The sequence below is a fragment of the Streptomyces sp. ATexAB-D23 genome (assembly GCF_000373645.1).
In the GTDB taxonomy this organism is placed as follows: Bacteria; Actinomycetota; Actinomycetes; order Streptomycetales; family Streptomycetaceae; genus Streptomyces; species Streptomyces castrisilvae.
On record NZ_KB892068.1, the window covers coordinates 62019 to 86708 of the forward strand.

Below are 24690 nucleotides of genomic sequence, written 5' to 3' on the forward strand. Positions count from 1 at the left end.
GACGGGTGCGCCCCTGCTGACAGCTCCGGGGCGCACCCACAAGTCCGCTGGACCACCCCCTGAACAGGGCCCGGACGGCTATCGTGGTGGCGTGCCTCCGGCCGACAAGCCGGCCTCCGGTCACACCTGGTAGGGGGGAAACCGTGCCGTTGAAGCCCGATCCGACCGCTCCGTTCCACTCGGTTCAGTACGCCCTCCGCGTGCTCGAAACGGTCTCCAAGCACGGCAGCGGTGTGACCGACGCGCAGATCTCCCGCGAAACCGGCCTGCCCATCGGCCACCTCTCGGCCCTGCTGCTGACGCTGCGCCGCGAGGGGTACGTGGAGCAGATCACCGACGGCGCGTACGTGGTGGGCGCCTCGCTGCTGCTGCTCGGCTCGGGCGCGGCCCGCCGCCAGGCCCTGGAGATCAAGCTCCAGCAGACCCTGGCCCAGCTGCGCGACTCGGTCGGCGCCGCGGTCTACATCAGCCGGTACGTGGACGGCGAGATCCGCGTCACGCAGTACGCGGACAGCCCGCACACCCCCGCGGTCAACGAGTGGGTGGACTTCAGGTCGGCGGCGCACGCGTCGGCGATCGGCAAGTGCCTGCTGACCCAGCTCGACCAGAACGGGCGGCGCGACCACATCGCGCGGCACAAGACGGCCCGGCTCACCTCGCGGACGATCACCAGCGAGAAGGTCCTCTTCTCCAAGCTGGACAGCCAGCCGGCGACGGTCCCGGTGCTCGACCTCCAGGAGTACGCGGTGGGCACGGTCTGCGCGGCGGTGCCGCTCACCGCCGGATCGGCGGCGGGCTGCCTGGCCCTGTCGATGCCGGTGGAGGACGCCCACCGACTGCGCGCGGCGGCGGACACACTGAACCGGCGCGCGGCTCCGGTGCTGCTGTCGCTGGCGCTCTAGGACCTGTCTTCAAACTGCCGTCGTCGCCCGAAGGGCGGCCGGGCGGCGTCAGGTGCGTGCTCTCGGCGTGCCGGCCCCAGGCCCCTGTACTGGACGTACCGGGGTCTGGGACCGGTGCGGCGAGAGTGCGTGCATGGCGTCGCCCGGCAGACGGCAGTTTGAAGACAGGTCCTAGGACCTGTCGGGGCGGAGCCGGGGGGTGTCATCAGCACCCCTCGGGACCAGGTATTATTTTCGAGTCAGCAGGCGCCGCTAGCTCAGTTGGTTAGAGCAGCTGACTCTTAATCAGCGGGTCCGGGGTTCGAGTCCCTGGCGGCGCACAGACAACGCACGAGGCGGTTTCCGTATCCACGGAGACCGCCTCGTGCGTTTTGCGCTGCCCACGGTCATGTACAGATGTTTTACACAGCCGTACTAGACAGCTGTTTTAAACAGTCGTACATTCCTTGGCATGACGAACCCTCCGAGCACCACCGCCGCCGCGTCCGGCGACCTCGCCGGCCGTCGGGAGTGGACCGCCTTCGCGGTCCTGCTCCTCCCCCTCCTCCTGGTCTCGATGGACGTGTCCGTCCTCTTCTTCGCGATCCCGTCCATCGACCGGGACCTCGCCCCCAGCGCCACCCAGCAGCTGTGGATCTTCGATGTGTACGCCTTCGCCCTGGCCGGCCTGCTCATCACGATGGGCTCGCTCGGCGACCGCATCGGCCGCCGCAGGCTCCTGCTGATCGGGGCGCTCGCCTTCGGTGCCGCCTCGGTCTGCGCCGCCTACGCCACCAGCCCGGAGATGCTGATCGCGGCCCGCGCGGTGCTCGGGATCGGCGGGGCGACGCTGATGCCCTCGACCATCGGCCTGGTGCGCAACATGTTCCACAACGAGGGGCAGCGGGCGAAGGCCATCGGCATCTGGTCGGGTGCCATGGCCGGCGGGGTCGCGCTCGGCTCGGTACTCAGCGGTGTGATGCTGGAGCACTTCTGGTGGGGCTCGGTGTTCCTGATCAACGTGCCCGCGATGGTGCTGCTGCTGGTGCTCGTCCCGCTGCTGGTCCCGGAGTTCAAGGACCCGAAGCCGGGCCGCTTCGACTTCCTGAGCGTGCCGCTGTCCATGGGCACCGTCCTGCCGGTGGTCTACGGCATCAAGGAGAGCGCCGCCCACGGACTCGACGCGCGGCGCGCCCTGGTCATCGCCGCCGGGCTCGTCATCGGCTGGGTCTTCGTACGCCGGCAGCGCAGCCGCTCCGACGCGATGATCGGCCGGGAGCTGTTCCGGGGCCGCGGCTTCGGTGTCGGGATCGGGCTGAACGCGCTGGCCGCCTTCGCGATGATGGGCTCGGCGTTCTTCACCACCCAGTACCTGCAGTCGGTGCTCGGCATGAGCACGATGGAGGCCGCGCTGTGGAGCCTGGCCCCGTCCCTGGCGGTGGGTGCGGCGGCGCCCGCGGCGACCGCGATCGGCCGGCGGACCCGGCGTGCGTACGTCGTCTGCGGCGGGTTCGTCGTCGGGGCGGCCGGCTTCGGCGTCTTCACGCTGGCCGGGACCGACTCACTGGCCCTGCTGCTCATCGGCTCGGGCGTGATGAGCAGCGGCATCGTCGCCGTGATGGCCATCGTCTCGGACCTGGCGATGACCGCCAGCCCCCCGGAGAAGGCCGGTGCGGCCGCCTCGCTCCTGGAGACCGGGCAGGAGTTCGGCGGTGCGCTGGGCATGGCCCTGCTGGGTGCCGTCGCCACCGCGGTCTACCGGGCGGACATGCCCGCCTCGGCCCCGGACGTGGCCCGCAGGACCCTGCCGGGCGCGCTGACCACCGGTGACGACTCACTGATCGCGATCGGCCGGGAGGCCTTCGTGCACAGCATGCGGTACGCCTCGGTGACCGGTTCGCTGATCCTGCTGACGGGGGCGGTGCTGGCCGCGACCCTGCTGCGCCGGGCGACCCGTCCGGCACTCCCCGCCGCCGAGACACCGGTGGCCGGGGCTCCCGAGGCGCTCCAGGTCCCCGCGCGGGTCTGATCATGCCCTCGCCGGACGGCGGAAAAGGGCGAGCCCCGGGATGGTGTCCCACACCACCCCGGGGCTCGTTGCGCTGCCCGCCGACAGCACGTTCGTTACGCCGTACGGGAGCCGGCGAAACGTCGGTACTGTCAGAACTGCACGTCGGAGCACGCGTAGAACGCGTTGGCGGTGTCCGCGACGTTCCAGACGCTCAGGATGATGTGCTTCCCGGACTTCTGGGTGGGGATGGTGCCCTGCTGGGTCAGGGTCGCCGGGGGCTGCTGGTTGTTGTACGGCACCGTCATGAACGGCTGCGGTTCCAGGTCGGAGCGCTTGAGCGGCTTGGTGGGGTCCCAGCCGTCCTTGGTGATGTAGTAGCGGAAGTCCGACGTGGCGTGCCGGGCGGTGAACTGCCAGCGGAAGCTGAAGCCCTGACCGGCCGTCACCTTGGTGGCGGGCCATTCGCCGTTGCGCGGGTCGTCGAGCTGCGCGAACTCGCCGTGACCGCCGGAGCAGATCGCCCCGTCCGCGGGACCGGCCTCCGGGAAGCCCTTGGGGCCCTCGACGCTCTGCGGCTCCCACTGGATGTTGCCGCAGCCCGTCACCGTGCCGTTGGCACAGAGCTTCTGACGGCTGATCGGGTTGTCCGTATAGCCGTGGCTGCTGGCGCTGCTGGTCGCGAACATCGAGACGCCCGCTACCGCGAGGCCCACCAGGGCCGCACTTGCCTTCATACGCATTGCTGTCGCTCCTCGGATGCGTGGGGGGAGGGGGGATTCCATGAGCATTGCTGTGCGCGCGGGTGCTGCGGTCTAGACCAAGGCCTAGATTATTGACGCGGCTTGAACATGTCCAGACCAATGAGCGCGTGATTCCGGTTGCCCCGAAAGCTCCCCCCACCCGGCGTCAGGCGCCGTCACCCCCGGCCCGGCCGGTGTAGAAGGCCACCGTCAAGTCCTTGACCAGGGCCTTGCGTTCGTAGTCGTCGAGTTCCACGAGGCCCCGGGCGGTCAGCCGGGTCACGGTGTCGTCCACCGCGTCCACGACCGAGGTCAGCACGCTGTCCCGGTGCTTGGCGTCGATGGCCGCGATCCGGCGCCGCTGCATCGCCGCCGCCACCTCCGGCGCGTACTCGATGCCGGTCGGCTGGGCCGAGTACACCTCGATGCCGACCGGTTCGCAGTCCGCCTTCAGCATCCGCGTCAGCGCGTCGCCGACCGCCTCCGCGTTGCGCAGGGTGTGCGCGTCCTCGTGGAAGGCGTCGGCGGGCAGCTGGGACAGGACCCGCGCCATCGCCGCCTCGACCTGCTCGCGCAGGTACTCCTCGTGGTCCTCGATCCCCAGCACCGCCCGCACGGTGTCCTTGACCCGCCACACGACCAGGACGACGACCCGCAGAGCCGTTCCGTTCGCGTCCACCGCGGGCAGCGGCTCGCTGCGCCAGTGCCGCAGCCGTACGTCGACCCGGCGGCGCAGCAGCAGCGGGCTGACCCACATCAGCCCGGTCCGCCGCACGCTGCCCCGGTACTGGCCGAAGAGCGTGAGCACCCACGCGTATCCGACCCGTCCCCGGCTCAGCCCGCCGAGCGCGAACAGCACCACGGTCGCGAGGACGACGAGCGCCGCCCAGGCGCCCGTGCCGAGCCCGTCGTACGGTCGCGGGCCGAGCCCGACCCTGGCCGACAGCGCGTCCGGCACCGCGCCCGTCCACCACAGGACACCGGCCGCCGCCACGGTCCCTCCGAAGCCCGTGAGCAGGGCGGCCCAGCCGGGCAGCGCGGGCCCCGGCCGTTCGTGGAGCCGGGGGTCGGCGTCGGGCGCCGGCCGGGTCGAGGGCCGCACCTGCGGGTTCCTCGGGACGGGCGGCCGCCGCACCCCGGCCCCCGGCTCGCCCCCGCCCGCCCGCCGCACGACGCTCCCGGGCAGGGCGGCGGCATCGGCCCGCTGGTCCTCGCGGAAGAGCAGGTGCACGGGGATGGTGGCGGTGCGCTCGTTGGCGATGACGGCCTGGTGCCGCCCGGTGTCCCGGACCGAGTCGGTACGCGGGGGCCCGGCGTCGGGCCCGGGTACGCGGGTGGCGGTCTCGGCCTCCGCCCCGGCTGAGGCTCCGGCCCCGGCTGAGGCTCCGGCAAGGACTAGCACGGGCGCGGGCGCGGGCTCGGGCACGGGCACGGGCACGGAGGCATCGGCGTCGGCGTCCGCCTGCGGGTCGGGATCGGTCGCGGTCGCGGTCTCGTCCACCGCTACGGCCACCGCCTCGTCCCCTTCGGCCGCGTCCCGCTCCCCGGCCGACGGCACCGAGACGGAGGCCGAGGTCGCGCCGAGCGGCCCCCTGCGGTCGTCCTCACCCGGCACGAGATCCAGCACCAGATCCACGACGGAGTCGGAAGCGGCCTCGGCCCGAGGTCCCTCCTCCGCGCGAGGTCCCTCCTCCGCACGCGCTCCGGCGCCCGCCGGCTCGCCCTCGCCCCCCGGCACGTCGACCACCACCTCACCCCCGGCGGGCACCGAAACCGAGACCGGCCCGAAGACCGGGGCCGCCCCGGAAACGGAGTCCGAGACCGGGACCACGTCCCACACCCCGTCGGAAACCGGCACCGCTTCCGAGGCCGGCACCGCGTCCCGCGCCCCGTCCCGAACCGGCACCCCGTCCCGGACCGGCACCGCGTCCCGAACCCGCACCCCGTCCCGAACCGGCACCGCGTCCTCCACCGCCTCCGCGGCCCGCTCCCCCGCTGCCGCCCAAGCGTCCGTGACGCTGCCGGCGCCGCCCGGACCGACCCACTCCCGTACCGGGACCGTCCCGTATCTCTCCTCCCCGTACTCCGGCTCCTGCCCGTACTCCGGCTTCCCGGAGCTGTCCGACACCGTGGATCGCATTACCGCCTCCGTCATGTGCGTCGTCGTGTCACGCGAAGAGTCGCCGCCAGGTCTCCGGGCCCGGATAGCCGTCGGCCTCCGTGCCCCGCCAGCCCTGGGCCTTCTGGAAGGCCTCGACATTGCGCCGGTCCGCCTCGGTCCACCGAGGGTCGGGTCCCGACAGGTAGTACGTGCCGTATCCCTTCTTCACCAACTGTTTGCCGAGCCTGTCGACATGGGTGTTGGACTGACCCGGCCGGAAATAGCCCCGCCCGGGGAAGGCCGGAACCCCCGCCGGGCCGTTCTGGCCGCTCGCGGCGGGGATGTCGTGGCCGGTTCCGGTCACCAGCAGCTCCCAGGTGTCGGGGCCGGGGATGCCGTCGGCCTCGGCGCCCTTCCAGCCCTGGGCCTCCTGGAACGCCCGGGTCGCCTGCCGGTCGGCATCGGTCCAGACGGGATCGGGGCCGACCTTGTAGAAGCGCTTGCCGCCCCGGGCGACGAGCATCGTGCCGAGCTGCGTGACGTTCGCGTTGTTCGCGCCCGGCCCGAACTCCGCCGCGCCGGGGAACGGGGCCGGCGTCGCCTCGCTGCCGCCGTTCCCCGAGGTCAGCCCCTTGTAGCGGTAGGCGACATAGCTGCCGGAGTTGGTCCAGTAGGCCATGGGCGTCGTCTGCTTGCGGGCGTGCGGCTTGGTCTGCTCGTACGCCGTGTAATAGGTGTGCGTGTAGTCGGTCCAGCCGCCGAAGATCGTGACGTGGGAGCCCTTGGCGGGGTCGGCGAGGTTGTGGAAGAGCAGGATGTCGCCGGGCTGGAGGTCCTCGCGGGCGATGCGCGTGCCGTACGTGGCGAGGCTGCCGGTCCACTCGTTGCCCGCCAGGTTCCAGGCCATCGACACATAGCCGGAGCAGTCCTGCCGGTACCCGTCCGACCAGTACTTCTCCATGCTGTACGGGACCTGCGCGGTGACCCACTTCTTGGCGCGGTTGATGATGTCGGCCCGGGTCGTCGGCCGCAGCACGGGCGCCGCCGCGTCGGCCGCGGGCGCTCCCTGGACGCCGGACCCCCGCAACGGTCCCGGCCCGCCCTGGGGGCTGTCCGGCAGCGGTCCCGCCAGACCGCTCAGCGCTCCCGTACCGGGCACCGGGGCCGGATCGGCGACCGCCCCGGCGGACTCCAGCACGCCCGCGCTCAGCACCACCCCGGCAGTGGTGACCAGCACCATCACGCGCCGCGCGCCGTGCGCGGCCGGGTTGCCCCCGTGCCGCGCGGGCAGTCCGCCGGCCGCGGAGCGCCGCTGGGCGGCGCAGCCCGGACAGGGGCAGTCGATGGCGGGTACGTACTCCTCGAAGGCCGGCACAGTCATGCGAATCCCTCCGCAGTCGTCAAGATCTTTGGGCGCATCTGCACGGGCGTCAGTGTCTCAACTGTCCTGACATACCGCATTTTGACGGATAGAAGAGAAAAAACGACCATCCGACAGGCCGGGAGAGAGATGAAATGGTCGGGAGCACCACTCGGGATCGGGTAGAGTTCTCCAGGTCAGCAGGCGCCGCTAGCTCAGTTGGTTAGAGCAGCTGACTCTTAATCAGCGGGTCCGGGGTTCGAGTCCCTGGCGGCGCACGCACAGTCAAGGCTCTCTCACTCCAAGTGAGGGGGCCTTGACAGTTTTCGCCACCGGCTCCGGGCCGGTTCCAATCGCGTCGTCGCGTCCAGCAGTTGGCCGGCCGCTGCGGGACAGGCCTCGCACAGCGTCCTCGTACGGGGCCCTTGTACGGGAGCGGAGTCGAACAGGCATCATGCTCTGAGCCCGTCGGCCGCGTTTCAGGGGGAGACGCGGCGGACGAAACGACCGAGCGACCGCGCAGCCCCGCCTGCGTGCAGGGGGACGACCCATGACGTCGACGCCGCCGGGTGACCGGCAGGACAACGACCCTTCCCGGACCACGCGGCTCCGCATACCCGGGCAGGACGACGACCCGTCCCGGACGGCCCGGCTCCGCATACCCCGGCAGGAGGACGACGCCTCCCGGACGACCCAGCTCCGCATACTCCGGCCGCTGCGCTCCGGCGGTCACCGACGCCGGCAGCCCAAGCCGCTGCCCCGGTACGACTACGAGCACTACAGCCGGCTCGCCGGGCCCCTGACCCAGCCCGACCCGGCGAAGCCGTACACCGTGAAGTACCGCTCGCTCCTCTCCCAGGAGCCGCACCGGGTGCGCGCCGCGCTCCTGCTGGGCGCGGCCCCGCTGGTCTCGCTCGGCCTCTTCGTCTGGCTGATGCAGCCCGAGCACTGGACGCAGCGCGACCCGAACCTCAAGAACGACACGCTGCTCGTCCTCGACGTCGTGATGCTGGTCTCGATCGGCCTGATCGAGCTGTTCCGCACGATGAACGTCCTGTCCAACGCGCACGCCACGCTGGTCGCCCGCGACCCGGTCCCGGTCGTCCCGGAGAACGGCACCCGGGTCGCCTTCCTCACCTCCTTCGTCCCGGGCAAGGAGCCCCTGGAGATGGTGACGAAGACCCTGGAGGCCGCGGTGCGCATCCGCCACCGCGGGCTGATGCACGTCTGGCTGCTCGACGAGGGCGACGACCCGGCGGTGAAGGCGGTCTGCGAGCGGCTCGGCGTCCACCACTTCTCCCGCAAGGGCGTGGCGCACTGGAACCAGGCCAAGGGCCCGCACCGGGCGAAGACCAAGCACGGCAACTACAACGCGTGGCTCGACGCGCACGGCGACGCGTACGACTTCTTCGCCTCGGTCGACACCGACCACGTACCGCTGCCCAACTACCTGGAGCGGATGCTCGGCTACTTCCGCGACCCGGACGTCGGCTTCGTCATCGGCCCGCAGGTCTACGGCAACTACGACACGTTCGTCACCAAGGCCGCCGAGTCGCAGCAGTTCCTCTTCCACGCGCTGATCCAGCGCGCGGGCAACCGGTACGGCGCCCCGATGTTCGTCGGCACCAGCAACGCGGTGCGGATCTCCGCCCTCAAGCAGATCGGCGGGCTGTACGACTCGATCACCGAGGACATGGCGACCGGCTTCGAGATCCACCGCGCCCGCAATCCGCGCACCGGCCGCAAATGGCGCTCCGTGTACACCCCGGACGTGCTGGCCGTGGGCGAGGGGCCCACCGCGTGGACGGACTTCTTCACCCAGCAGCTGCGCTGGTCGCGCGGCACCTACGAGACGATCCTCAAGCAGTACTGGAAGGGCTTCGGCTCACTGCCCGCCGGCAAGCTCTTCAACTACACCATGATGATCATCTTCTACCCGATGTCCGCCATGAACTGGATACTCGCGGCCCTGAGTTGCGCGCTGTTCCTGGGCATGGGCGCTTCCGGCGTGCAGATCGACCCGACGGTCTGGATGATGCTCTACGGCAACGCCTCCGCGCTCCAGATCGGCCTGTACGTCTGGAACCGCCGGCACAACGTCTCGCCGCACGAGCCCGAGGGCTCCGGCGGGCTGGCCGGCATGGTGATGTCCGCGCTCTCCGCGCCGGTCTACGCCCGCTCGCTGATGGACGCCGTGCTGCGCCGCAAGAGCTCCTTCGTGGTGACGCCCAAGGGCGACTCCTCCAGCCCGGACACGCTGTTCGGCACGTTCCGTATCCACCTCTTCTTCATCGCGGTCTTCGGCGGCTCCATCGTGGCCTCGTACGTGCTGGGCCACAGCCACCCGGCGATGGTCACCTGGGCCTCGCTGGCCCTGCTGATCACGGCGGCACCGGTCATCGGCTGGCAGTACACCGTGCGCGCGGAGAAGAAGAAGCGCCGCGCGGGCCCGCCACCGCCCGCGGCACCTCCGCAGCCGCAACCGCTGCCGGAGACATCGGCCCGGGGGCACCTGGCCGGAAACGACGAGACCATGCAGATCGCCCTGGGGGGTCGTAAGAAATGAAGTACCGTCCGAGCCGCCGTACCCGCCGCATGGCGATCAGTACGGCGGTGGTTCTCGCGCTCGCGGGGGCGAACGGGCCGTGGCTGTACCGTTTCGGCACCGAGCGCTACCACGACTACAAGATCAACCAGGCCGGTTACAAGGCGGACAACGGCCACTGGGACTTCCTGGACATCCCCTCCGAGTTCCGGATCAACACGATCCACGCCGCGCTCCTGCACACCGGCAAGGTGCTGCTCGTCGCCGGTTCGGGCAACAACCAGAAGAACTTCGACGCCAAGAGCTTCCGCTCGGTGCTGTGGGACCCGAAGACCGACGCCTTCAAGAACATCCCCACGCCCAAGGACATGTTCTGCGCCGGTCACACCCAACTCCCCGACGGCAAGCTCCTCATAGCCGGCGGCACCAGACGGTACGAGAAGCTCAAGGGCGACGTCACCAAGGCCGGCGGCCTGATGATCGTGCACAACGAGGACCCCGACAAGCCGATCACCCTCCCCGCCGGCACCCGCTTCACCGGCAAGGGCAACGGCAAGACCTTCGTCACCAAGGACCCGGTCCTGGTGGAGAAGGCCACCAAGGTCTTCGACAAGGAGACCGGCGCCTTCCTGCGCAACGACCCGGGATACGGCCGGATCTACGTCGAGGCCGAGAAGTCCGGTACGCAGTACGAGACGGGCGCCGAGGACAACTACCGCGTCCAGGGCCTGACCGGCTCCGACGCCCGCAACGTCTATGGGATCGCCCAGAAGCTCGCCCTCGACAAGAAGGACTTCCAGGGCATCCGGGAGGCCTTCGAATTCGATCCGGTGGCAGAGAAGTACATCACCGTCGACCCGATGAACGAGGCCCGCTGGTACCCGACGCTGACCACCCTGGAGGACGGCAAGGTCCTCGCCCTCTCCGGTCTGGACGAGATCGGGCAGATCGTCCCGGGCAAGGACGAGATCTACGACCCGGAGACCAAGGAGTGGGAGTACACCGGCATCGTCCGGAAGTTCCCCACCTACCCGGCGGTCTTCCTCCTCGACGACGGCAAGCTCTTCTACTCCGGCTCGAACGCCGGCTACGGCCCCGCCGACGTCGGCCGCGACCCGGGCGTCTGGGACCTGGCGACCAACGAGTTCACCAAGATCCCGGGCCTGAGCGACCCGGACAAGATGGAGACCTCCGCGACGGTGCGGCTGCCTCCGGCCCAGGACGAGAAGTTCATGGTGATCGGCGGGGGCGGCGTCGGCGAGTCCGAGAAGTCCAGCGAGAAGTCCCGGCTGGTGGACCTCAAGGACCCCGACCCCGAATTCAAGGACGGCGCCTCGCTGGACGAGGGCACCCGCTACCCGAGCGCGTCCCTGCTCCCCGACGACTCCATCCTGGTCACCGGCGGCTCCAACGACTACCGGGGCCGCAGCGACTCCGACGTGCTCCAGGCCCGGCTGTACGACGCGAAGACGGACACCTACCAGCGGGTCGCCGACCCGGCCGTGGGCCGCAACTACCACTCCGGGTCCGTGCTCCTGCCGGACGGCCGGGTCATGATCTTCGGTTCCGACTCGCTCTACTCCGACAAGGCCAACACCCGGCCCGGCGTCTTCGAGCAGCGCATCGAGATCTACACCCCGCCCTACCTCTACCGTGACTCCCGGCCCGAGCTGACGGCGGGCCCGAAGAAGATCGGGCGCGGCTCCACCGCGGTCTTCACCACCAACCAGGCCCGGTCCATCACCTCGGCGAAGCTGATGCGGCCGAGCGCGGTCACCCATGTCACCGACACCGACCAGCGCTCGGTTGCCCTGGACCTGAAGAAGGCGGACGGCACGATCTCGGTGACCGTGCCCGAGAACCGGGCGCTGGTGCCGTCGGGCTGGTACATGCTCTTCGTCACCGACGACCGGGGCACCCCGTCCGAGGGCACGTGGGTGGAGGTGCCGTAGGAGGCGCTATTTCGTGGCGCGGACCAGGTCCAGCGCGTAGGCGGGCCACCACTCGCCCGCCTTCGGGCCGCCCCGGCAGTCGCCGTCGGACTCGCCGGGGCGCTTGATCCACAGGTACGCGTCGACCAGGCCGTCGCCCGTGTCGGCGGTCGGCGGCTCGCCGAGGGCCCGGCCCGGCGGATTGCACCAGGTCTCCTCGGAGTCGGACGCGGTGTACGGGCCGTTGCCGTTGCGGCTGGTGTCGATGACGAACGGCTTGCCGCCGACCTTCGCCGACAGCTGCTTGCCGAATTCCTTGCTGGCGGCGGTGGTCTGGAAGTTGGACACATTGACCGCGAAGCCGTCCGCCGCTCCGATGCCCGCCCGCAGCAGCGAGTCGAACAGCGCGTCGGGGGTGCGCCAGCCGGCGTTGCCCGCGTCCAGGTAGACCCGGGTACCCGGCTGCTTCTTCAGCCGCTCCACCGCGCCCTTGAGCAGGTCGTAGCGCTCCTCGTGCAGCTTCCGCGGGGTACAGCCGTCGACCAGGTGCACCACCGCGTCGGGCTCCAGGATCACGGTGGCACCCCGGTCCCCGATGCCCCGCGCGACGGCCTCCACCCAGGCGCGGTAAGCGTCGCCGTCGGCCGCCCCGCCCTTGGAGAACTGCCCGCAGTCGCGGTGCGGGATGTTGTAGAGGACGAGCAGCGCCCGACGGTCCGCCTTCGCCGCCGCCCGCGTGAAGCCCTTCGCCTCGGCCTCCGGATTCTCCGCGCCGACCCACTCGGCGACCGGCTGCTCGGCGATGCGGCGGATCAGCGCGGCGGCCTCGGCGTTGCCGTCCTTGGTGTACGCGGCGACCTGGCGGGCGGCGGTGCCGTCCGGGTTCACCCAGTACGGGACCTCGCCGGCGGGCCGCTGGCCGATACCGGCGGGGTTCCCGCCGCCTTCGCCCGCGCCGGGCCGGTCGCCGTCTCCCTTGCCGTCCTCGGAGGCGGAGCAGCCGGCGAGCAGGAGCACCAGGCCCGCCGCCGCGGCCACCCCACGCATGGCGAACCGGCCGTTGTGACTGCCGTACATCCACTCCCCCTCGGGTGCGAGGGCGGTGCCCTGTCGCATCGCGGCCCATCCTGGCACAGCGCGCGGCGGCGGCCACGGTCTCGTGCGGTTTCACCACCGGGCCGTTACGGCGGTTTCACCGCGCTCTGCCCCGGTTCGTCGCCTGCGGAGGGTGACCGGTTATCGACGTAACGTCAGAAATGCTCTGGGCGGGTGGAGTTCGTCCCCCTACAGTGGGCGTGCGGCGGACCCGGACGCCACCGACCTCCCGTGTCCGCGCCGGGCCACTCCCGCGGCCCGCGCACCGCGGTCGAGGACCGGCCCGGCCCGCCGCCCGGAGGACGGGCGGCGGGCCGGGCCGTGTACCGTGCGCCGAGGTCTCAGACGGCCCCGGCGGGAACCTTCTCCTCGACGCCCTCCCCGGCGCCCTTCTCTCCGGCGCCCTTCTCTCCGGTGCCCTTCTCTCCGGTGCTCTTCTCCGCGGTGAGATAGGCGGAGACGACCACGTTCGCGGTGTACGAGCGCGAGGCGCGGTCGTAGGTGCCGCCGCAGGTGATCAGCCGGAGTTCCGCCCGGCCGTCCTCGCGGGGGCCGTACGCCTTCTGGGCGTCGAACCGTTCGCGGGTGAGGACCTGGACGTCGTCGATGGTGAATTCGGCGACGGTGCCGTCGGTGCGGGTCACGTCGACCTTCGCGCCGGGGCGGGCCGCGCTGAGCCCGTAGAAGACGGCCGGCTTGGTCTCGGTGTCGACATGGCCGACGAACAGGGCCGGGCCCTTGGCTCCTGGCTCGGTGCCGGCGCCGTACCAGCCGACGGTCTGGGGCGTGTCGAAGGACGGCGGCTCGATCGCGCCCTCGGTGTCCAGGTCCCGGGAGACGACGGGGGCCCGGATGCCGATCGACGGGATCTCGACGCTCTGCGGCGCCACGCCCTCGATCGGCTTGTGCGCCGGGGGCAGCGGCACACCGAGCGGGCGCCCGACCGCGGCGACGTCGCCCGTGGTCGGGGCCGAGCCGATGCCCGAGCCGTCGGTGATCCCGCGCCCCCACAGCCACAGACCCAGCAGGATGACGGCCCAGGCCACTCCGGTGAGCAGCCTGCCGTGACCGGCCGAGTCCTCCGGGGCCGGCATGTCAGTCGGCGGCCGGGCGGCGGCGGCGCACGCTGCGGAACGCGACGGCGACGGCGGCGACGGCTGCCAGGGCGAGGCCGATCACCTCGTGGGCGGTGCCGGGACCGGCCTGCTCGGTCGCCTCACCCGCGAGCGCGGCGGTGCCTCCGCCGCCGGCCCGGACCGGGGCGACGGGCATCGGCCGGTTGCGGTGGACCACGGTGAGGACGGCGGACGCCTTGGTGCGCTTGTCGTCCTTGCAGACGGCCTGGACGTCGTAGTCACCGGGCTCGGCGTCCGAGCGGATGCGGGCCTCGGCGAAGAGGGCGGCCCGGTCGGCGCCGGGCGAGAAGCGCGCCTGGGAGACGAAGGCGTCGGAGCTCCCGGTGGCCTCCTTGCCCTTGCAGCCGGCGAACTCCAGGTCGACCTCGCCACCCGGGGCGACGGACGAGGGGCTGACCGACAGGGTGGCCCGGGACCGTGGGTCCTCGTGGCCGGAACCGGCTTCGGCCAGTGCCGAGGGGACGGGCACCAGGGTCGCCGCGGCCACCGCGGCGGCACAGAACGTGAGGGGTATGGAACGCATCGTGAACCTCCTGATGGCAGGTTCACGCGTGCGGGGACTTTTCGCATCCGCAGCGCGGGGGCGCTGGGCCGGTGGAGTGTGTGGGGGGGACGGGCGCGGTCCGGGCCCGTCCCCCCACCGGAATCCGGTGTCAGCCCAGGTCGACGAGGTCGACCAGGTCCGCGATGGAGTCGACCACCGTGGACGGCCGGAACGGGTACTTGTCGATGTCGGCGACCGTGGTCAGCCCGGTGAGCACCAGGAACGTCTGCATGCCCGCCTCCAGACCGGCCAGCACGTCGGTGTCCATCCGGTCGCCGATCATGGCGCTGGACTCGGAGTGGGCGCCGATCGCGTTGAGCCCGGTGCGCATCATCAGCGGGTTGGGCTTGCCCGCGAAGTACGGGGCCTTGCCGGTCGCCTTGGTGATGAGGGCGGCGACGGAGCCGGTCGCGGGCAGCGGGCCCTCGGCGGACGGGCCGGTCTCGTCGGGGTTGGTGCAGATGAAGCGGGCCCCGCCGTTGATCAGCCGGATCGCCTTGGTGAGCGCCTCGAAGGAGTACGTACGGGTCTCGCCGAGCACCACGTAGTCGGGGTCGTGGTCGGTGAGGACGTAACCGATGTCGTGCAGCGCGGTGGTGAGCCCGGCCTCGCCGATGACGTAGGCGGTGCCGCCGGGCCGCTGGTCGTCGAGGAACTGGGCGGTCGCGAGGGCCGAGGTCCAGATGTTCTCGACGGGCACGTCCAGGCCCATGCGCTGGAGGCGGGCGTGCAGGTCGCGGGCGGTGTAGATCGAGTTGTTGGTCAGGACCAGGAAGGGCAGTCCCGAGTCACGCAGCCGCTTGATGAAGGCGTCCGCACCGGGGATCGGCGTCCCCTCGTGGATGAGGACTCCGTCCATGTCGGTGAGCCAGGACGAGATCGGCTTGCGCTCTGCCATGTGGGACTCCAGTTGCCGTACGCCAGGTGCGGGGACGCCGGCGGCACCGCGTTGTGCAGCGCCGACGTATCCGAGTTTAGGCCGACTGTTCGACGTGGAGGTACTGCCTGACCGGGGCGGATGCCCGGCGTCGCGCGCACCGCTCGGCGGGCGGGTGCTCAGCGGGTGCGCGCACCGCCCGACCGGCGCGCGTGCCCGGCGTCGCGGGCGCCGCCCGGCCGGGCGGATGCTCAGCGTTGCGCGCGGCGGGTCCGCCGGGCCGCGATCACCATCGCCCCGCCGCCGACCAGGAAGCCGGAGACGGTGAGGGCGGGCAGCGGTACGGGTACGGAGATACCGGTCCTGGCGAGTTCCGGGACGCCTGCGGGGTCGGTGCCGGTGCCGCCGGGGCGGCGGCCGGGGTCGGCGTGGCCCTCCTCTCCCTTCCCCCTGCCCGTGCCGTTGTGCTGCTCCTGATCCTGGCCGATGCCGCCCACGTCTTCCCTTCCCGCGCTCTCGCGCTCGCCGTCCGTCTCGCCGGTCTCGCCGCTGTCGGTGCCGTCCCCGTCGGATGCGTCCTCGACCACCGTGAACGGGTAGTCGTCGGACTCGCCGACCCACTCCCCGTCACCGTCCTTCGTGCCCTTGCCGGTGGTGTCCGCGCCGCTTCCGGCGCCCCGCCGCTGGACGATCGCGGCGTTCGCGGTGATCCGGCCGGGGCTGGTGTCGGACGTGAAGGCGAGGCGGACCTGGACGGTGACGGTGTGACCGGCGGGCACGGTGAATCCGGGGAAGGAGTCGTCGCCGGCCCCGCCGAAGACCCCGATGTGCTCGTCCCGGTCCGTCGTCTCCCAGGTCACGCGGTGTTCGACGCCGGGGTGGGCGCGCTCGGAGAACTCCAGCTGGATCTGGTCCGAGGTCAGGGCGCGGTCCTCGTCGGTGAGGACGAGCACGGGGTGGATGGCGCGGCAGGACTCCGTGGTGGTGTTCGTCAGGTCCAGGAACCAGGTGCCGTAGCCGCCGCCGGACGCGTAGGTGTCGGGCCCGCCGTGGATGCGGGTGTCGATCGGGAAGTCGGTCGCCCCCGGCTTCCCGCAGGCGGGCTGCTGCTCGGCGGTGGCGGACTCGGCCGGGCCGGACGGGGCCAGGCGGGTGGCCGGACCGGTGACGGGGTTGCGCTGCGGCGCGGCGGAGGCGGTCGCCCCGCCGAGGACCACGGGCATGACGCTCGCGGCGGCCAGTCCGAGCGCGAGTCCGTGGCGGGGCCGGCCGGCTCCGGGGGGCTCGGGGGACTCGGGAGGCTCGGGTGATTCGGGGGGCATGGCGGCCAGCCCTTCACTTCTCGCGGAAACGGTCGGCTCTCGCGGAAACGGTCGGCGCGCCCCGGGTCCGGAGTTCACCGGTCTGGTCGTGCTCCGCCGGTCACGCCGTGCTGCCGGCCGGGCAGACGGCGCCGCTCGCGGAGCACGCACTGGGCGGCGACCCTGCCACGCGCGCACGGGCGGCCCGCGCAGGCGCGGCGCCGGGCGCCCCGGACGGCGGCACGGCCCCGCCCGATCGGCCGAGCCGGACGACGGGGACGGGCCCCGGGCGGGCGTCGGCGGCCACCCCATCACCCGACCACCCGACCACCTGACCACCTGACCACCCGACGACGGTGATCGGCCCCCACGCGGGCATCGCCGCCCGCCACCGCCCGCCACCGCCCGCCTCGGCCAGATCAGCCCGGACGGCCGTCGGCCACCGCCCGATCAGCCCGGTCCGGCGGGGACCGGCCCCCGCCCGTCCGCCGCCGCCTCGTCCACCCGGCCGAACAGCGGGGCGAGGACCAGTTGCGCCGCCCCCTCCGCGACCGGCCGGTCCCCTCCCCCGGCGGCGACGACCGGCACCGGGACGCCGTCGGCCCCGTCGCGCCCGGCCCGTTCGTCGAGCACGGCGCGTACCCCGCGTACGTACGTGCCGGGGTCGGCGGCGACGGTGCGGCCGCCCAGGACCACCCGGCCGATGCCGAGCAGCCCGACGAGGTTGGCGGCTCCGGTCCCGAGCACCCTGGCCGCCTCGGCCACGTCGCCCCGGTGCGCGGCGGCCAGGCACAGCGCTTCGAGGCAGCCGCGCCCGCCGCAGCCGCACGGGATGCCGTCCAGCTGCACGGTCTGGTGGCCGAACTCCCCGGCCCCCGTCCTGGCCCCCCGGTGCACCGCCCCGCCGAGCACGAGCCCCGCGCCGAGGCCGGTGCCGAGGTGGAGGTAGGCGAAGTCGGCGGGGCCGGGCGTCTTGAGGGCGAGGCCGAGGGCGGCGGCGTTGGTGTCCTTGTCGAGGGCGACGGGCAGCCCGGTCCGGTCGGCCAGGGCGTCCCGCAGCGGGTACCGGTCCCACTGCGGGAACCCGGTGACGCGGTGCAGCACCCCGCCCCGGTGGTCCAGCGGCCCCGGCACGGCGACGCCCACCCCGAGCACCGGCAGCGCCCCGTCCCCCCGCACGGCGGCGACCGCCCCGGCCGCCGCCGCCAGCACCTGCTCCGCCGGGGCCCCGAAGTCCAGCGGAGCCGTGCGGCTCTCGGCCACGGCCCCCGCGAGGTCCACGAGCACCACGGTCAGCACGTCGCGGTCCAGGTGCAGCCCCACCGCGTGCCCGGCCTCCGGGACCAGCCGCAGCACGGTCCTGGGCTTGCCGCCCGTGGAGGCGCGGCGGCCCGCCTCGGTGGCCAGGCCCTCGGCCCGCAGCCGGGCGGTGATCTTGCTGACGGCCTGCGGGGTGAGTCCCGTGCGCTCGGCCAGTTCGAGCCGGCTGATGCCGCGTTCGCCGGCCACCCGCAGCAGGTCCAGCACGAGTGCCGCGTTGTGGCTGCGCAGGGCGGGCAGATTGGCGCCGCTGTTGCTCCTGTTCACGCGCCCATTGTCCCCCGCGCTTGCACTTTGGCAACAGCGTTGCCAAAGTGGAGCCATGACCGCCCACACCACCTCCGGTACCACCGGCTCCCCCCTGCGCGTCGGACTCGTCGGCTACGGCCTGGCGGGGTCCGTCTTCCACGCCCCGCTGATCACGGCGACCGGGGGCCTCGCCCTGGACACGGTCGTCACGACGGACGAGGGGCGCCGCGCGCAGGCCCGCGCCGCCTGCCCCGGCGTGCGGTTCGCCGCGTCGCCCGAGGAGCTGTGGCAGCGGGCGGACGAGCTGGACCTGATCGTCATCGCCTCGCCGAACCGGACGCACGTACCGCTGGCGCGGGCGGCGCTGGAGGCCGGGCTGCCGGTGGTCGTGGACAAGCCCGTCGCCGGTACTGCGGCCGAGGCGCGGGAGCTGGCGGCGCTGGCCGATGAGCGCGGGCTGCTGCTCTCGGTGTTCCAGAACCGCCGCTGGGACAACGACTTCCTGACTCTGCGCGCGCTCCTCGCGGACGGCGCGCTGGGCGAGGTGCGGCGCTTCGAGTCGCGGTACGAGAGGTGGCGGCCCAGCCTGAAGGGCGGCTGGCGCGAGTCGGGTGACCCGCGCGAGATCGGCGGGCTGCTGTACGACCTGGGCAGCCATGTCGTCGACCAGGCGCTGACGCTGTTCGGCCCGGTGGTCCGGGTGTACGCGGAGTCGGACGTACGGCGTCCGGGCGCGGCGGCCGACGACGACACGTTCCTGGCGCTCACGCATGCCTCCGGGGTCCGCTCGCACCTGTATGTGAGCGCGACGGCGGCCCAGCTCGGCCCGCGATTCCGGGTGCTGGGGTCAGAAGCCGGCTTCGTGAAGTACGGCCTCGACCCCCAGGAGGCCGACCTGCGCGAGGGCGCCCGCCCGGCCGACGGCGAGGCGTGGGGCGAGGAGCCCGAGGAGCTGTGGGGCCGGCTCGGCTCGGGCGAGTCCCCGCTGACGGGCGGCGGCACCCCGGTCCGCACGCTGCCGGGCGACTATCCGGCGTACTACGCGGCGGTCGCGGACGCGCTGCGCGGGAAGGGCGACAATCCGGTGACCGCCCTTCAGGCCGCCGAAGCGCTGGACGTCCTGGAGGCGGCCCGCCGCTCGGCCCGCGAGGGGATCACCGTCACCCTGCGGCCCGCCGGCATCGAAGCCCCCGTTCCCTCCCCCGCCCACACCCCCGAGGAGCAGCCCGTATGAACCCCACCGCTCCGACCATCTCCGAGCTGATCGCCCAGGAGCGCCGCCTGACCCTGCCGCATTTCGGCTACGAAGACGCCTACGCGCTGGGCGGCCTGCTCGTCGCCCTGGCCCGGGAGCGGCACGCCCCGGTGGCGATCGATGTCCGGCGCGGGGCGCAGCAGGTGTTCCATGCGGCACTGCCGGGTTCGAGCGCGGACAACGACGCGTGGATCGACCGCAAGCGCAGGGTGGTGGAGCGGTACGGGGAGAGCTCGTACCTGGTCGGTACGCGGTTCCGGGCGAAGGGGACGACGTTCGACGAGGCGTCCCGGCTGGACCCGGACAGGTACGCGGCGCACGGCGGCTCGTTCCCGATCGCGGTGGAGGGCGCGGGCGTCATCGGCTCGGTGACGGTGTCGGGGCTGCCGCAGGCGGAGGATCACGCGCTGGTGGTGGAGGCGCTGGAGCAGTTCGTGTCGCGGCTCGGCCGCTGACGTACGCGGAGGGGTGGGGTCCGCACACGACGGACCCCACCCCTCCGATGTCTGGGGCCGCGGCATCAGGCCGTCTCCTGAACGCCCTGTCCGGCCCGCGACGCGTTACGCGTCCTTCAGCTCCTGCCGCTGCCGTCCCAGCCCCTCGATCTCCAGCTCCACGACATCGCCCGCCCGCAGATACGGCTTGGGCTCGGGCCGCCCCATCGCCACACCGGCCGGCGTCCCGGTGTTGATCACGTCGCCCGGGTAGAGCGTCATGAACCGGCTCAGATACCGGACGACCTCGCCGACCGGGAAGATCTGCTCGGCGGTCGTGCCGTCCTGCTTCAGCTCGCCGTTGACCCAGAGCCTCAGCGGCAGCGCCTGCGGGTCGGGCACCTCGTCGGCGGTCACCAGCCAGGGGCCCAGCGGGTTGAACGTCTCGCAGTTCTTGCCCTTGTCCCAGGTGCCGCCGCGCTCGATCTGGAACTCGCGCTCGGAGACGTCGTGGGCGACCGCGTATCCGGCGACGTGTGCGAGCCCTTCCTCGGCGGTCTCCAGGTAGCGGGCGGTGCGCCCGATGACGACGGCGAGCTCGACCTCCCAGTCGGTCTTCACGCTGCCGCGCGGCACGAGCACGGTGTCCTCGGGCCCGACGACGGTGTCCGGCGCCTTGAAGAACAGGATCGGCTCGTCGGGGATCTGCGCCCCGGTCTCCGCGGCGTGGTCGTGGTAGTTCAGCCCGATGCACACGATCTTGCCGATCCGGGCGAGCGGCGGGCCCACCCGCAGCCCCTCGGCGGCGAGCGCGGGCAGCTCGCCGGGGGCGGCGGCCGCGGCCCGCACTCGGGCGAGCGCGTCCGCGTCCGCGAGCAGCGCGGCGTCGATGTCGGGGACGATGCCCGACAGGTCGCGCAGGGTTCCGTCCTGGTCCAGCAGAGCCGGTCGTTCCGCGCCTGCCGTACCCACACGAAGCAGCTTCAAGAGTCTTTCTCTCCTCGGTCGGGATCGGGCCCGTCGGATGGGTGGCGGCCATCGCAGGCTTGTCCGATCCTCCAAGACATCCGATCACTCCGCAAGACCCTGTTCACCCCCTGGACCGGACCGCAGGTGCTGTCGTCACGCCGCGGTGGCGACCGCGGCGCCGGGGGCGGGCATGTCCCGGTACAGGTAGGCCCGCTCGATCGCGGTCCAGGTGGTGCTCGCGACCACGTACAGCGCGGCGGCCAGCGGCACGAAGCCGACGGTGAAGAGGGTGAAGAAGGACATCAGCGGCATCATCCTGGTCATGGCCCCCATGCCCGGCACCGGCTGACCGTCGGGTCCGGTGGCCGGGGTGACGGGGTTGGCGGCCATCTGGCGCTTCGTGCGCCCGTAGTTGAACGTGGCGACGGCGGCCACGATCGCGAAGAGGCCCAGGTAGACGAGGCCCTGCGCGCCGAACACCCCGCCGTGCGACAGCGCGTCGTGCCAGCGCTCGCCGAGCGGGGCGTCGAAGAGCTGGTGGCCGAGGAGCGCGTTGGCCTCGTCACCGATCTTCTGGCTGGAGAAGAGGTGGTAGAGCAGGAAGAAGGCCGGCATCTGCAACAGGCTCGGCAGGCAGCCGGAGAACGGCGAGACCTTCTCCTCACGGTGCAGCTCCATGAGCGCCTTCTGCATCCGCTCGGGGTTCTTGGCGTGCTTCTTGCGCAGCTCGGCGATCTGCGGCTGGAGCCGGCGCTGCGCCTTCTGCCCGCGCGCGGCGGCCCGGGACAGGGGGTGCACGGCGAGCCGGACAAACGCGGTGAACAGGATGATCGCGGCGGCGGTGGAGCCGTTCTGGAAGAGCGGGTGGAGCAGGTCGGCGAGGGCGCCGACCAGGCTGGCGAAAGCGGACATGAAGGCGGACATGGCTGAGCCCTCCGGGGGTCTCGTCGTGCCGGAAGTGAAGGAGCTGCTGCTTCGGCATGACGGTCCGCGAGAGCCCGTCCGTCCCACGGAAGGGGAGGGGGGGGTGTGTGCCCTACTACGGGTGTGTGCCCTGTACGGAGTGTGCCCTACGGGTGTCCTGTACGGGGTGTGCCCTACGCGGCCGTCAGGAGGGCACGGCCCGGGGCTCGGGGGCGGCGGCGCCCCTGGGCGTCGGGGTCCCGCTGCGGGAGGAACGCGGTGCGCTTCTCCCGGTCGCGCATGGCGGTACGGACCCGGGTGCGGGGTACCGGGGTCGCGCAGCGGGCGCTGATGACCGAGCAGGCGACGAGCGCCGTGCCGGCGGCCGCGGTGGCGGCGAGCGCGACGGCGGCGGAGAGGCTGCCGCCCTCGGCGAGGAGCACTTCGGTGAGGAGGAAGAGCAGGAGCCCGGCGGGGCGCAGGGCGCGGGAGAGACCACGGCGTACGCGGTTCATGGCGTCGGCATTCATGGGGCTGCCCCCTTTCCCAGCTCGCTCACTCACGCACTCGCTTGCTCGCTCACTCACTCACTCGTTTGCTTCCAACCGTCCATCCGTTATACACGATGCCCCGAAGCGGTCAACGGCCGTCGACAGCCCGTGCACAAGCCCGCGCGTGCCCGGCCCCGAACAAGCCCGTGGGCAAGCCCGCGCGCCCGCCTCCGGGCAGGCGGGCCTCAGCTCACCCCGACGGGCACGTCCAGATCGTCCCGGGCCAGTACCTCCTCGTCGGGCCGCTCGTCGCGCTCGCGCGGACCGGCGTACGTGACCACGAGCGCGACGGCGAGGTTGGCTCCGAGGGCGACGATGCCCACGTTCACGCCCCACACCGGATCGTTCTCCGTGAACACGAAGCCGCACACCACACCGACCCCGACGACGAGCCCGCTCATCGCCCCGGCCAACGTCAGCCGCCGCCACACGAGCCCCAGCAGCACCATGGGGAGCAGCTGCGCCATGCCCTCGTACGAGATGAGCGAGAGCCGGACGAGGGTGTTCGGGGCGGTGTAGGTGAGCAGGAGCGCGAGGCTTCCGGCGACCACGACGACCAACTGGGCCGCGCCCTTCTGCCGCCGCTCCCAGCGCGGGACGAGCGAGAGCACGCTCCGCCCCCACATGGTGCCGATGACCAGCATGAAGACGGCCATGGGCACGATCGAGGACAGTGCGGCGGCGACCCCGATGATCCCGACCGACCAGGCGGGCAGCGAGTCCACGACGAGCTTGAAGAGGGCGAGGTTGGACTCGGCGCCGACGAGCCCCGGCACCACGAACAGGGCGGCCATGCCGAGCAGCATCGGGACGAAGAGCAGGACGTTGTAGGCGGGGAGCCACATGGCGTTGCGGCGCAGCACGTCCGCGTTCTTCGCGCCGAGGTAGCCGGCGACGGTGGTCGGGAAGATCACGACGGTGAGGGAGTTGAGGAACGAGGTGGTGATGAACCAGGCCTGCCCCAGCCCGCTGTCCCCGTGCCCGGGGAAGGTCAGCCACTCGCTCTTCTCGGTGACGAGCCGGTCGAGGAAGGGCCCGTAGCCGTCGAAGTAGTGCACGGGCACGTAGATCGCCAGGAAGCCGAGCGTGGCGATGACCAGGACGTCCTTCAGCACGGACACCCAGGCGCTGCCGCGCAGCCCGCTGACGACGACGAAGCCGGTGGTGACGGCGAAGGCGATGAAGTAGGCCCAGTTCAGGCTGATGGCACCGTAGGAGATCGTCGAGACGACGACGCCCATGCCGGTGATCTGGAGCTGGATGTAGGGGAGCAGGAAGACGGTCGCGAGGACGGCGACGAGCGCGCCGAGCCAGGGCCGCGCGAAGCGGTGGGCGACCATGTCGGTGATCCCGACGAGTCCGTGCTCGCGCGCGTACGCCCAGAGCAGCGGCCCGACGACGTAGCCGACGGCGTACCCGCAGGACATGTACGCGACGACGTAGAGGACGGGCGCCCCGTAGTTGTAGCCCCAGCCCGCGGCGCCGAGGTAGCTGAAGCTGGTGTAGCCCTCACCGGCCATCAGCACCCAGATGAAGACGGTCCCCAGGCTGCGCCCGCCCACCGACCACTCGGCGAGCCCGCCCCCGCCCTCACCGCCGCGCCGGCCGCGTACGGCGAACAGCCCGAGGGCGACGGTGGCCACCATGAAGACCCCGAAGACGGAGGTCGCGACGGCGGCGTTCACCGGCGGTCCCCCCGCCGGGTCAGCCACACGGCGACGGGGGTCAGCAGGGTCGCTCCGAGCAGCCAGAGGAAGAGGAACGGCAGCCCGAGAACGACGGGCCGCACCCGGTTCACGAACGGCAGCGCGCCGAGGTAGAGCACGTAGGGGACCAGCAACCACAACAACTGCGGACGTCGTCTGAGCACGTCGGGAAACCTTACGACCTCGGCCGTTGCGCGCGCTGACGGCGGTCGTGCCCAATCTTCGTGCCGTTCACGGTGCGGATGCGAACGTGTGGGCGGGTCGTGTCCGATCGCTGGGCGCCGAACCTCTGTCACGCAACCGCCGAGTACGCGATAATTGACGGGCTTTCAGGTCTGACGGGGAGGTTGGGACATGACTGTTTCGGGGGCTGCGCGCACCACCGCGTGGATTGTCGCCATCGCGGCCGGGCTGGTCTCGGCTGGGCTGATCGCGGCGCTGATCGTCAATCCCGGCATGGCCGACCGCACCGCAAGTGTGACGGGTGCCGTCGTGGGGCTCGCCGCTCTCGCGTTGTCCGTGGTCGCTCTGGCGCGTGGTTCCGGAAGCAGTGGTGGGCGACGGCAGGTGCGCGCCGGGCAAGGTGGCATCGCTGCTGGCGGAGATGTGGTCGGCAATGCCGTCGGTGATCGTTCCGCAGTCGTCGGTACCTCCACAGCACCCGGCAGAAACCCTGCCGCTGGGCAGCCGACGGACGTGCGCGCCGGGCGGGAGGGAATCGCCGCCGCCGGGGACGTACGGGATAACGCCCTCGGCGACGACAGCGAACGCCGATGAGCCC

Annotated in this window: 21 protein-coding genes and 2 tRNA genes; 9 read left to right on the top strand and 14 right to left on the bottom strand. The window is 72.1% G+C overall.

The window, feature by feature from the left end; all coding sequences use genetic code 11:
* Window positions 1-143 precede the first annotated feature (143 nt).
* The 3 genes from B082_RS0131605 to B082_RS0131615 all read left to right on the top strand — a co-directional run bounded on the left by B082_RS0131605 (window position 144) and on the right by B082_RS0131615 (window position 2910).
* A complete protein-coding gene (locus tag B082_RS0131605) occupies window positions 144-902 on the top strand; it encodes an IclR family transcriptional regulator (RefSeq protein ID WP_026250397.1) in 759 nt (252 codons plus the stop codon).
* Between the two features lie 246 nt (window positions 903-1148).
* Window positions 1149-1222: transfer RNA gene (locus tag B082_RS0131610), tRNA-Lys, on the top strand.
* A 131-nt stretch (window positions 1223-1353) separates the two neighbouring features.
* Window positions 1354-2910 (top strand): MFS transporter, encoded by a 1557-nt coding sequence (locus tag B082_RS0131615; RefSeq protein WP_018555793.1) that lies wholly within the window; start codon window positions 1354-1356, stop codon window positions 2908-2910.
* Window positions 2911-3041: 131 nt separating this feature from the next.
* On the opposite strand, the gene B082_RS0131620 is transcribed toward B082_RS0131615, so the two are convergent.
* The 3 genes from B082_RS0131620 to B082_RS0131630 form a co-directional block, all read right to left on the bottom strand.
* The gene (locus B082_RS0131620) at window positions 3042-3632 is read right to left on the bottom strand and encodes a lytic polysaccharide monooxygenase auxiliary activity family 9 protein (protein WP_037711324.1); all 591 of its coding nucleotides are present in this window, start codon (window positions 3630-3632) and stop codon (window positions 3042-3044) included.
* 166 nt (window positions 3633-3798) lie between these two features.
* Window positions 3799-5772 carry an SPFH domain-containing protein gene (locus tag B082_RS0131625; protein ID WP_018555795.1) on the bottom strand — a complete coding sequence of 658 codons (1974 nt, stop codon included), beginning with the start codon at window positions 5770-5772 and terminating at the stop codon, window positions 3799-3801.
* Between the two features lie 28 nt (window positions 5773-5800).
* Window positions 5801-7114, bottom strand: a complete 1314-nt coding sequence (locus tag B082_RS0131630) for a peptidoglycan-binding protein (protein WP_018555796.1) — start codon at window positions 7112-7114, stop codon at window positions 5801-5803.
* A 183-nt stretch (window positions 7115-7297) separates the two neighbouring features.
* On the opposite strand from B082_RS0131630, the gene B082_RS0131635 reads away from it, so the two are divergent.
* From B082_RS0131635 to B082_RS0131645, 3 genes are all read left to right on the top strand, one after another.
* Window positions 7298-7371: transfer RNA gene (locus B082_RS0131635), tRNA-Lys, on the top strand.
* A gap of 272 nt (window positions 7372-7643) precedes the next feature.
* Window positions 7644-9659, top strand: a complete 2016-nt coding sequence (locus tag B082_RS0131640; RefSeq protein WP_018555797.1) for a glycosyltransferase family 2 protein — start codon at window positions 7644-7646, stop codon at window positions 9657-9659.
* A complete protein-coding gene (locus B082_RS0131645; RefSeq protein ID WP_026250398.1) occupies window positions 9656-11590 on the top strand; it encodes a kelch motif-containing protein in 1935 nt (644 codons plus the stop codon). Before B082_RS0131640 ends, B082_RS0131645 begins: the two co-directional genes overlap by 4 nt.
* A gap of 6 nt (window positions 11591-11596) precedes the next feature.
* Here B082_RS0131645 and B082_RS0131650 read toward each other — a convergent pair whose 3' ends face one another.
* The 6 genes from B082_RS0131650 to B082_RS0131675 form a co-directional block, all read right to left on the bottom strand.
* Window positions 11597-12646, bottom strand: a complete 1050-nt coding sequence (locus B082_RS0131650) for a glycoside hydrolase family 6 protein (protein WP_026250399.1) — start codon at window positions 12644-12646, stop codon at window positions 11597-11599.
* A 359-nt stretch (window positions 12647-13005) separates the two neighbouring features.
* Window positions 13006-13758, bottom strand: coding sequence for a class F sortase (locus B082_RS0131655; protein ID WP_018555800.1), 753 nt, complete (start codon window positions 13756-13758; stop codon window positions 13006-13008).
* 1 nt (window position 13759) lies between these two features.
* Entirely contained in the window at window positions 13760-14323 is a 564-nt protein-coding gene (locus tag B082_RS0131660) for a hypothetical protein (RefSeq protein ID WP_018555801.1), read from the bottom strand.
* Window positions 14324-14453: 130 nt separating this feature from the next.
* Complete coding sequence (locus B082_RS0131665) at window positions 14454-15242, bottom strand: HAD-IIA family hydrolase (RefSeq protein ID WP_018555802.1); 789 nt, start codon at window positions 15240-15242, stop codon at window positions 14454-14456.
* A 230-nt stretch (window positions 15243-15472) separates the two neighbouring features.
* A complete protein-coding gene (locus B082_RS0131670; RefSeq protein ID WP_018555803.1) occupies window positions 15473-16543 on the bottom strand; it encodes a hypothetical protein in 1071 nt (356 codons plus the stop codon).
* Window positions 16544-16972: 429 nt separating this feature from the next.
* Window positions 16973-18109, bottom strand: a complete 1137-nt coding sequence (locus B082_RS0131675; protein ID WP_018555804.1) for an ROK family transcriptional regulator — start codon at window positions 18107-18109, stop codon at window positions 16973-16975.
* A gap of 55 nt (window positions 18110-18164) precedes the next feature.
* Here B082_RS0131675 and B082_RS0131680 point away from each other — a divergent pair, with 55 nt between their 5' ends.
* Window positions 18165-19325, top strand: a complete 1161-nt coding sequence (locus B082_RS0131680) for a Gfo/Idh/MocA family oxidoreductase (RefSeq protein WP_018555805.1) — start codon at window positions 18165-18167, stop codon at window positions 19323-19325.
* Window positions 19322-19801 (top strand): heme-degrading domain-containing protein, encoded by a 480-nt coding sequence (locus B082_RS0131685; RefSeq protein WP_018555806.1) that lies wholly within the window; start codon window positions 19322-19324, stop codon window positions 19799-19801. The genes B082_RS0131680 and B082_RS0131685 overlap by 4 nt, the downstream gene beginning before the upstream one ends.
* A gap of 105 nt (window positions 19802-19906) precedes the next feature.
* Here B082_RS0131685 and B082_RS0131690 read toward each other — a convergent pair whose 3' ends face one another.
* The 5 genes from B082_RS0131690 to B082_RS38475 form a co-directional block, all read right to left on the bottom strand.
* Entirely contained in the window at window positions 19907-20767 is an 861-nt protein-coding gene (locus B082_RS0131690; RefSeq protein ID WP_026250400.1) for a fumarylacetoacetate hydrolase family protein, read from the bottom strand.
* A 135-nt stretch (window positions 20768-20902) separates the two neighbouring features.
* Window positions 20903-21673 (bottom strand): YidC/Oxa1 family membrane protein insertase, encoded by a 771-nt coding sequence (locus B082_RS0131695; RefSeq protein WP_018555808.1) that lies wholly within the window; start codon window positions 21671-21673, stop codon window positions 20903-20905.
* 173 nt (window positions 21674-21846) lie between these two features.
* On the bottom strand, window positions 21847-22182 hold the full coding sequence (locus B082_RS0131700) for a DUF6412 domain-containing protein (RefSeq protein WP_026250401.1): 336 nt from the start codon (window positions 22180-22182) through the stop codon (window positions 21847-21849).
* A 206-nt stretch (window positions 22183-22388) separates the two neighbouring features.
* A complete protein-coding gene (locus tag B082_RS0131705; protein WP_018555810.1) occupies window positions 22389-23888 on the bottom strand; it encodes a sodium:solute symporter family protein in 1500 nt (499 codons plus the stop codon).
* A complete protein-coding gene (locus B082_RS38475; RefSeq protein WP_018555811.1) occupies window positions 23885-24043 on the bottom strand; it encodes a DUF3311 domain-containing protein in 159 nt (52 codons plus the stop codon). The genes B082_RS0131705 and B082_RS38475 overlap by 4 nt, the downstream gene beginning before the upstream one ends.
* A gap of 220 nt (window positions 24044-24263) precedes the next feature.
* Between B082_RS38475 and B082_RS39340 the strand changes: the two genes are divergently transcribed.
* Window positions 24264-24686, top strand: coding sequence for a hypothetical protein (locus B082_RS39340; protein WP_158688918.1), 423 nt, complete (start codon window positions 24264-24266; stop codon window positions 24684-24686).
* Window positions 24687-24690: the final 4 nt, after the last annotated feature.

Bases quoted from the DNA above. Each gene is read 5' to 3' on its own strand.
- B082_RS0131615 (WP_018555793.1), top strand. From the start codon at position 1,354: ATGACGAACCCTCCGAGCACCACCGCCGCCGCGTCCGGCGACCTCGCC.
- B082_RS0131620 (WP_037711324.1), bottom strand. From the start codon at position 3,632: ATGCGTATGAAGGCAAGTGCGGCCCTGGTGGGCCTCGCGGTAGCGGGC.
- B082_RS0131625 (WP_018555795.1), bottom strand. From the start codon at position 5,772: ATGCGATCCACGGTGTCGGACAGCTCCGGGAAGCCGGAGTACGGGCAG.
- B082_RS0131630 (WP_018555796.1), bottom strand. From the start codon at position 7,114: ATGACTGTGCCGGCCTTCGAGGAGTACGTACCCGCCATCGACTGCCCC.
- B082_RS0131640 (WP_018555797.1), top strand. From the start codon at position 7,644: ATGACGTCGACGCCGCCGGGTGACCGGCAGGACAACGACCCTTCCCGG.
- B082_RS0131645 (WP_026250398.1), top strand. From the start codon at position 9,656: ATGAAGTACCGTCCGAGCCGCCGTACCCGCCGCATGGCGATCAGTACG.
- B082_RS0131650 (WP_026250399.1), bottom strand. From the start codon at position 12,646: ATGTACGGCAGTCACAACGGCCGGTTCGCCATGCGTGGGGTGGCCGCG.
- B082_RS0131655 (WP_018555800.1), bottom strand. From the start codon at position 13,758: ATGCCGGCCCCGGAGGACTCGGCCGGTCACGGCAGGCTGCTCACCGGA.
- B082_RS0131660 (WP_018555801.1), bottom strand. From the start codon at position 14,323: ATGCGTTCCATACCCCTCACGTTCTGTGCCGCCGCGGTGGCCGCGGCG.
- B082_RS0131665 (WP_018555802.1), bottom strand. From the start codon at position 15,242: ATGGCAGAGCGCAAGCCGATCTCGTCCTGGCTCACCGACATGGACGGA.
- B082_RS0131670 (WP_018555803.1), bottom strand. From the start codon at position 16,543: ATGCCCCCCGAATCACCCGAGCCTCCCGAGTCCCCCGAGCCCCCCGGA.
- B082_RS0131680 (WP_018555805.1), top strand. From the start codon at position 18,165: ATGACCGCCCACACCACCTCCGGTACCACCGGCTCCCCCCTGCGCGTC.
- B082_RS0131685 (WP_018555806.1), top strand. From the start codon at position 19,322: ATGAACCCCACCGCTCCGACCATCTCCGAGCTGATCGCCCAGGAGCGC.
- B082_RS0131695 (WP_018555808.1), bottom strand. From the start codon at position 21,673: ATGTCCGCCTTCATGTCCGCTTTCGCCAGCCTGGTCGGCGCCCTCGCC.
- B082_RS0131700 (WP_026250401.1), bottom strand. From the start codon at position 22,182: ATGAATGCCGACGCCATGAACCGCGTACGCCGTGGTCTCTCCCGCGCC.
- B082_RS39340 (WP_158688918.1), top strand. From the start codon at position 24,264: ATGACTGTTTCGGGGGCTGCGCGCACCACCGCGTGGATTGTCGCCATC.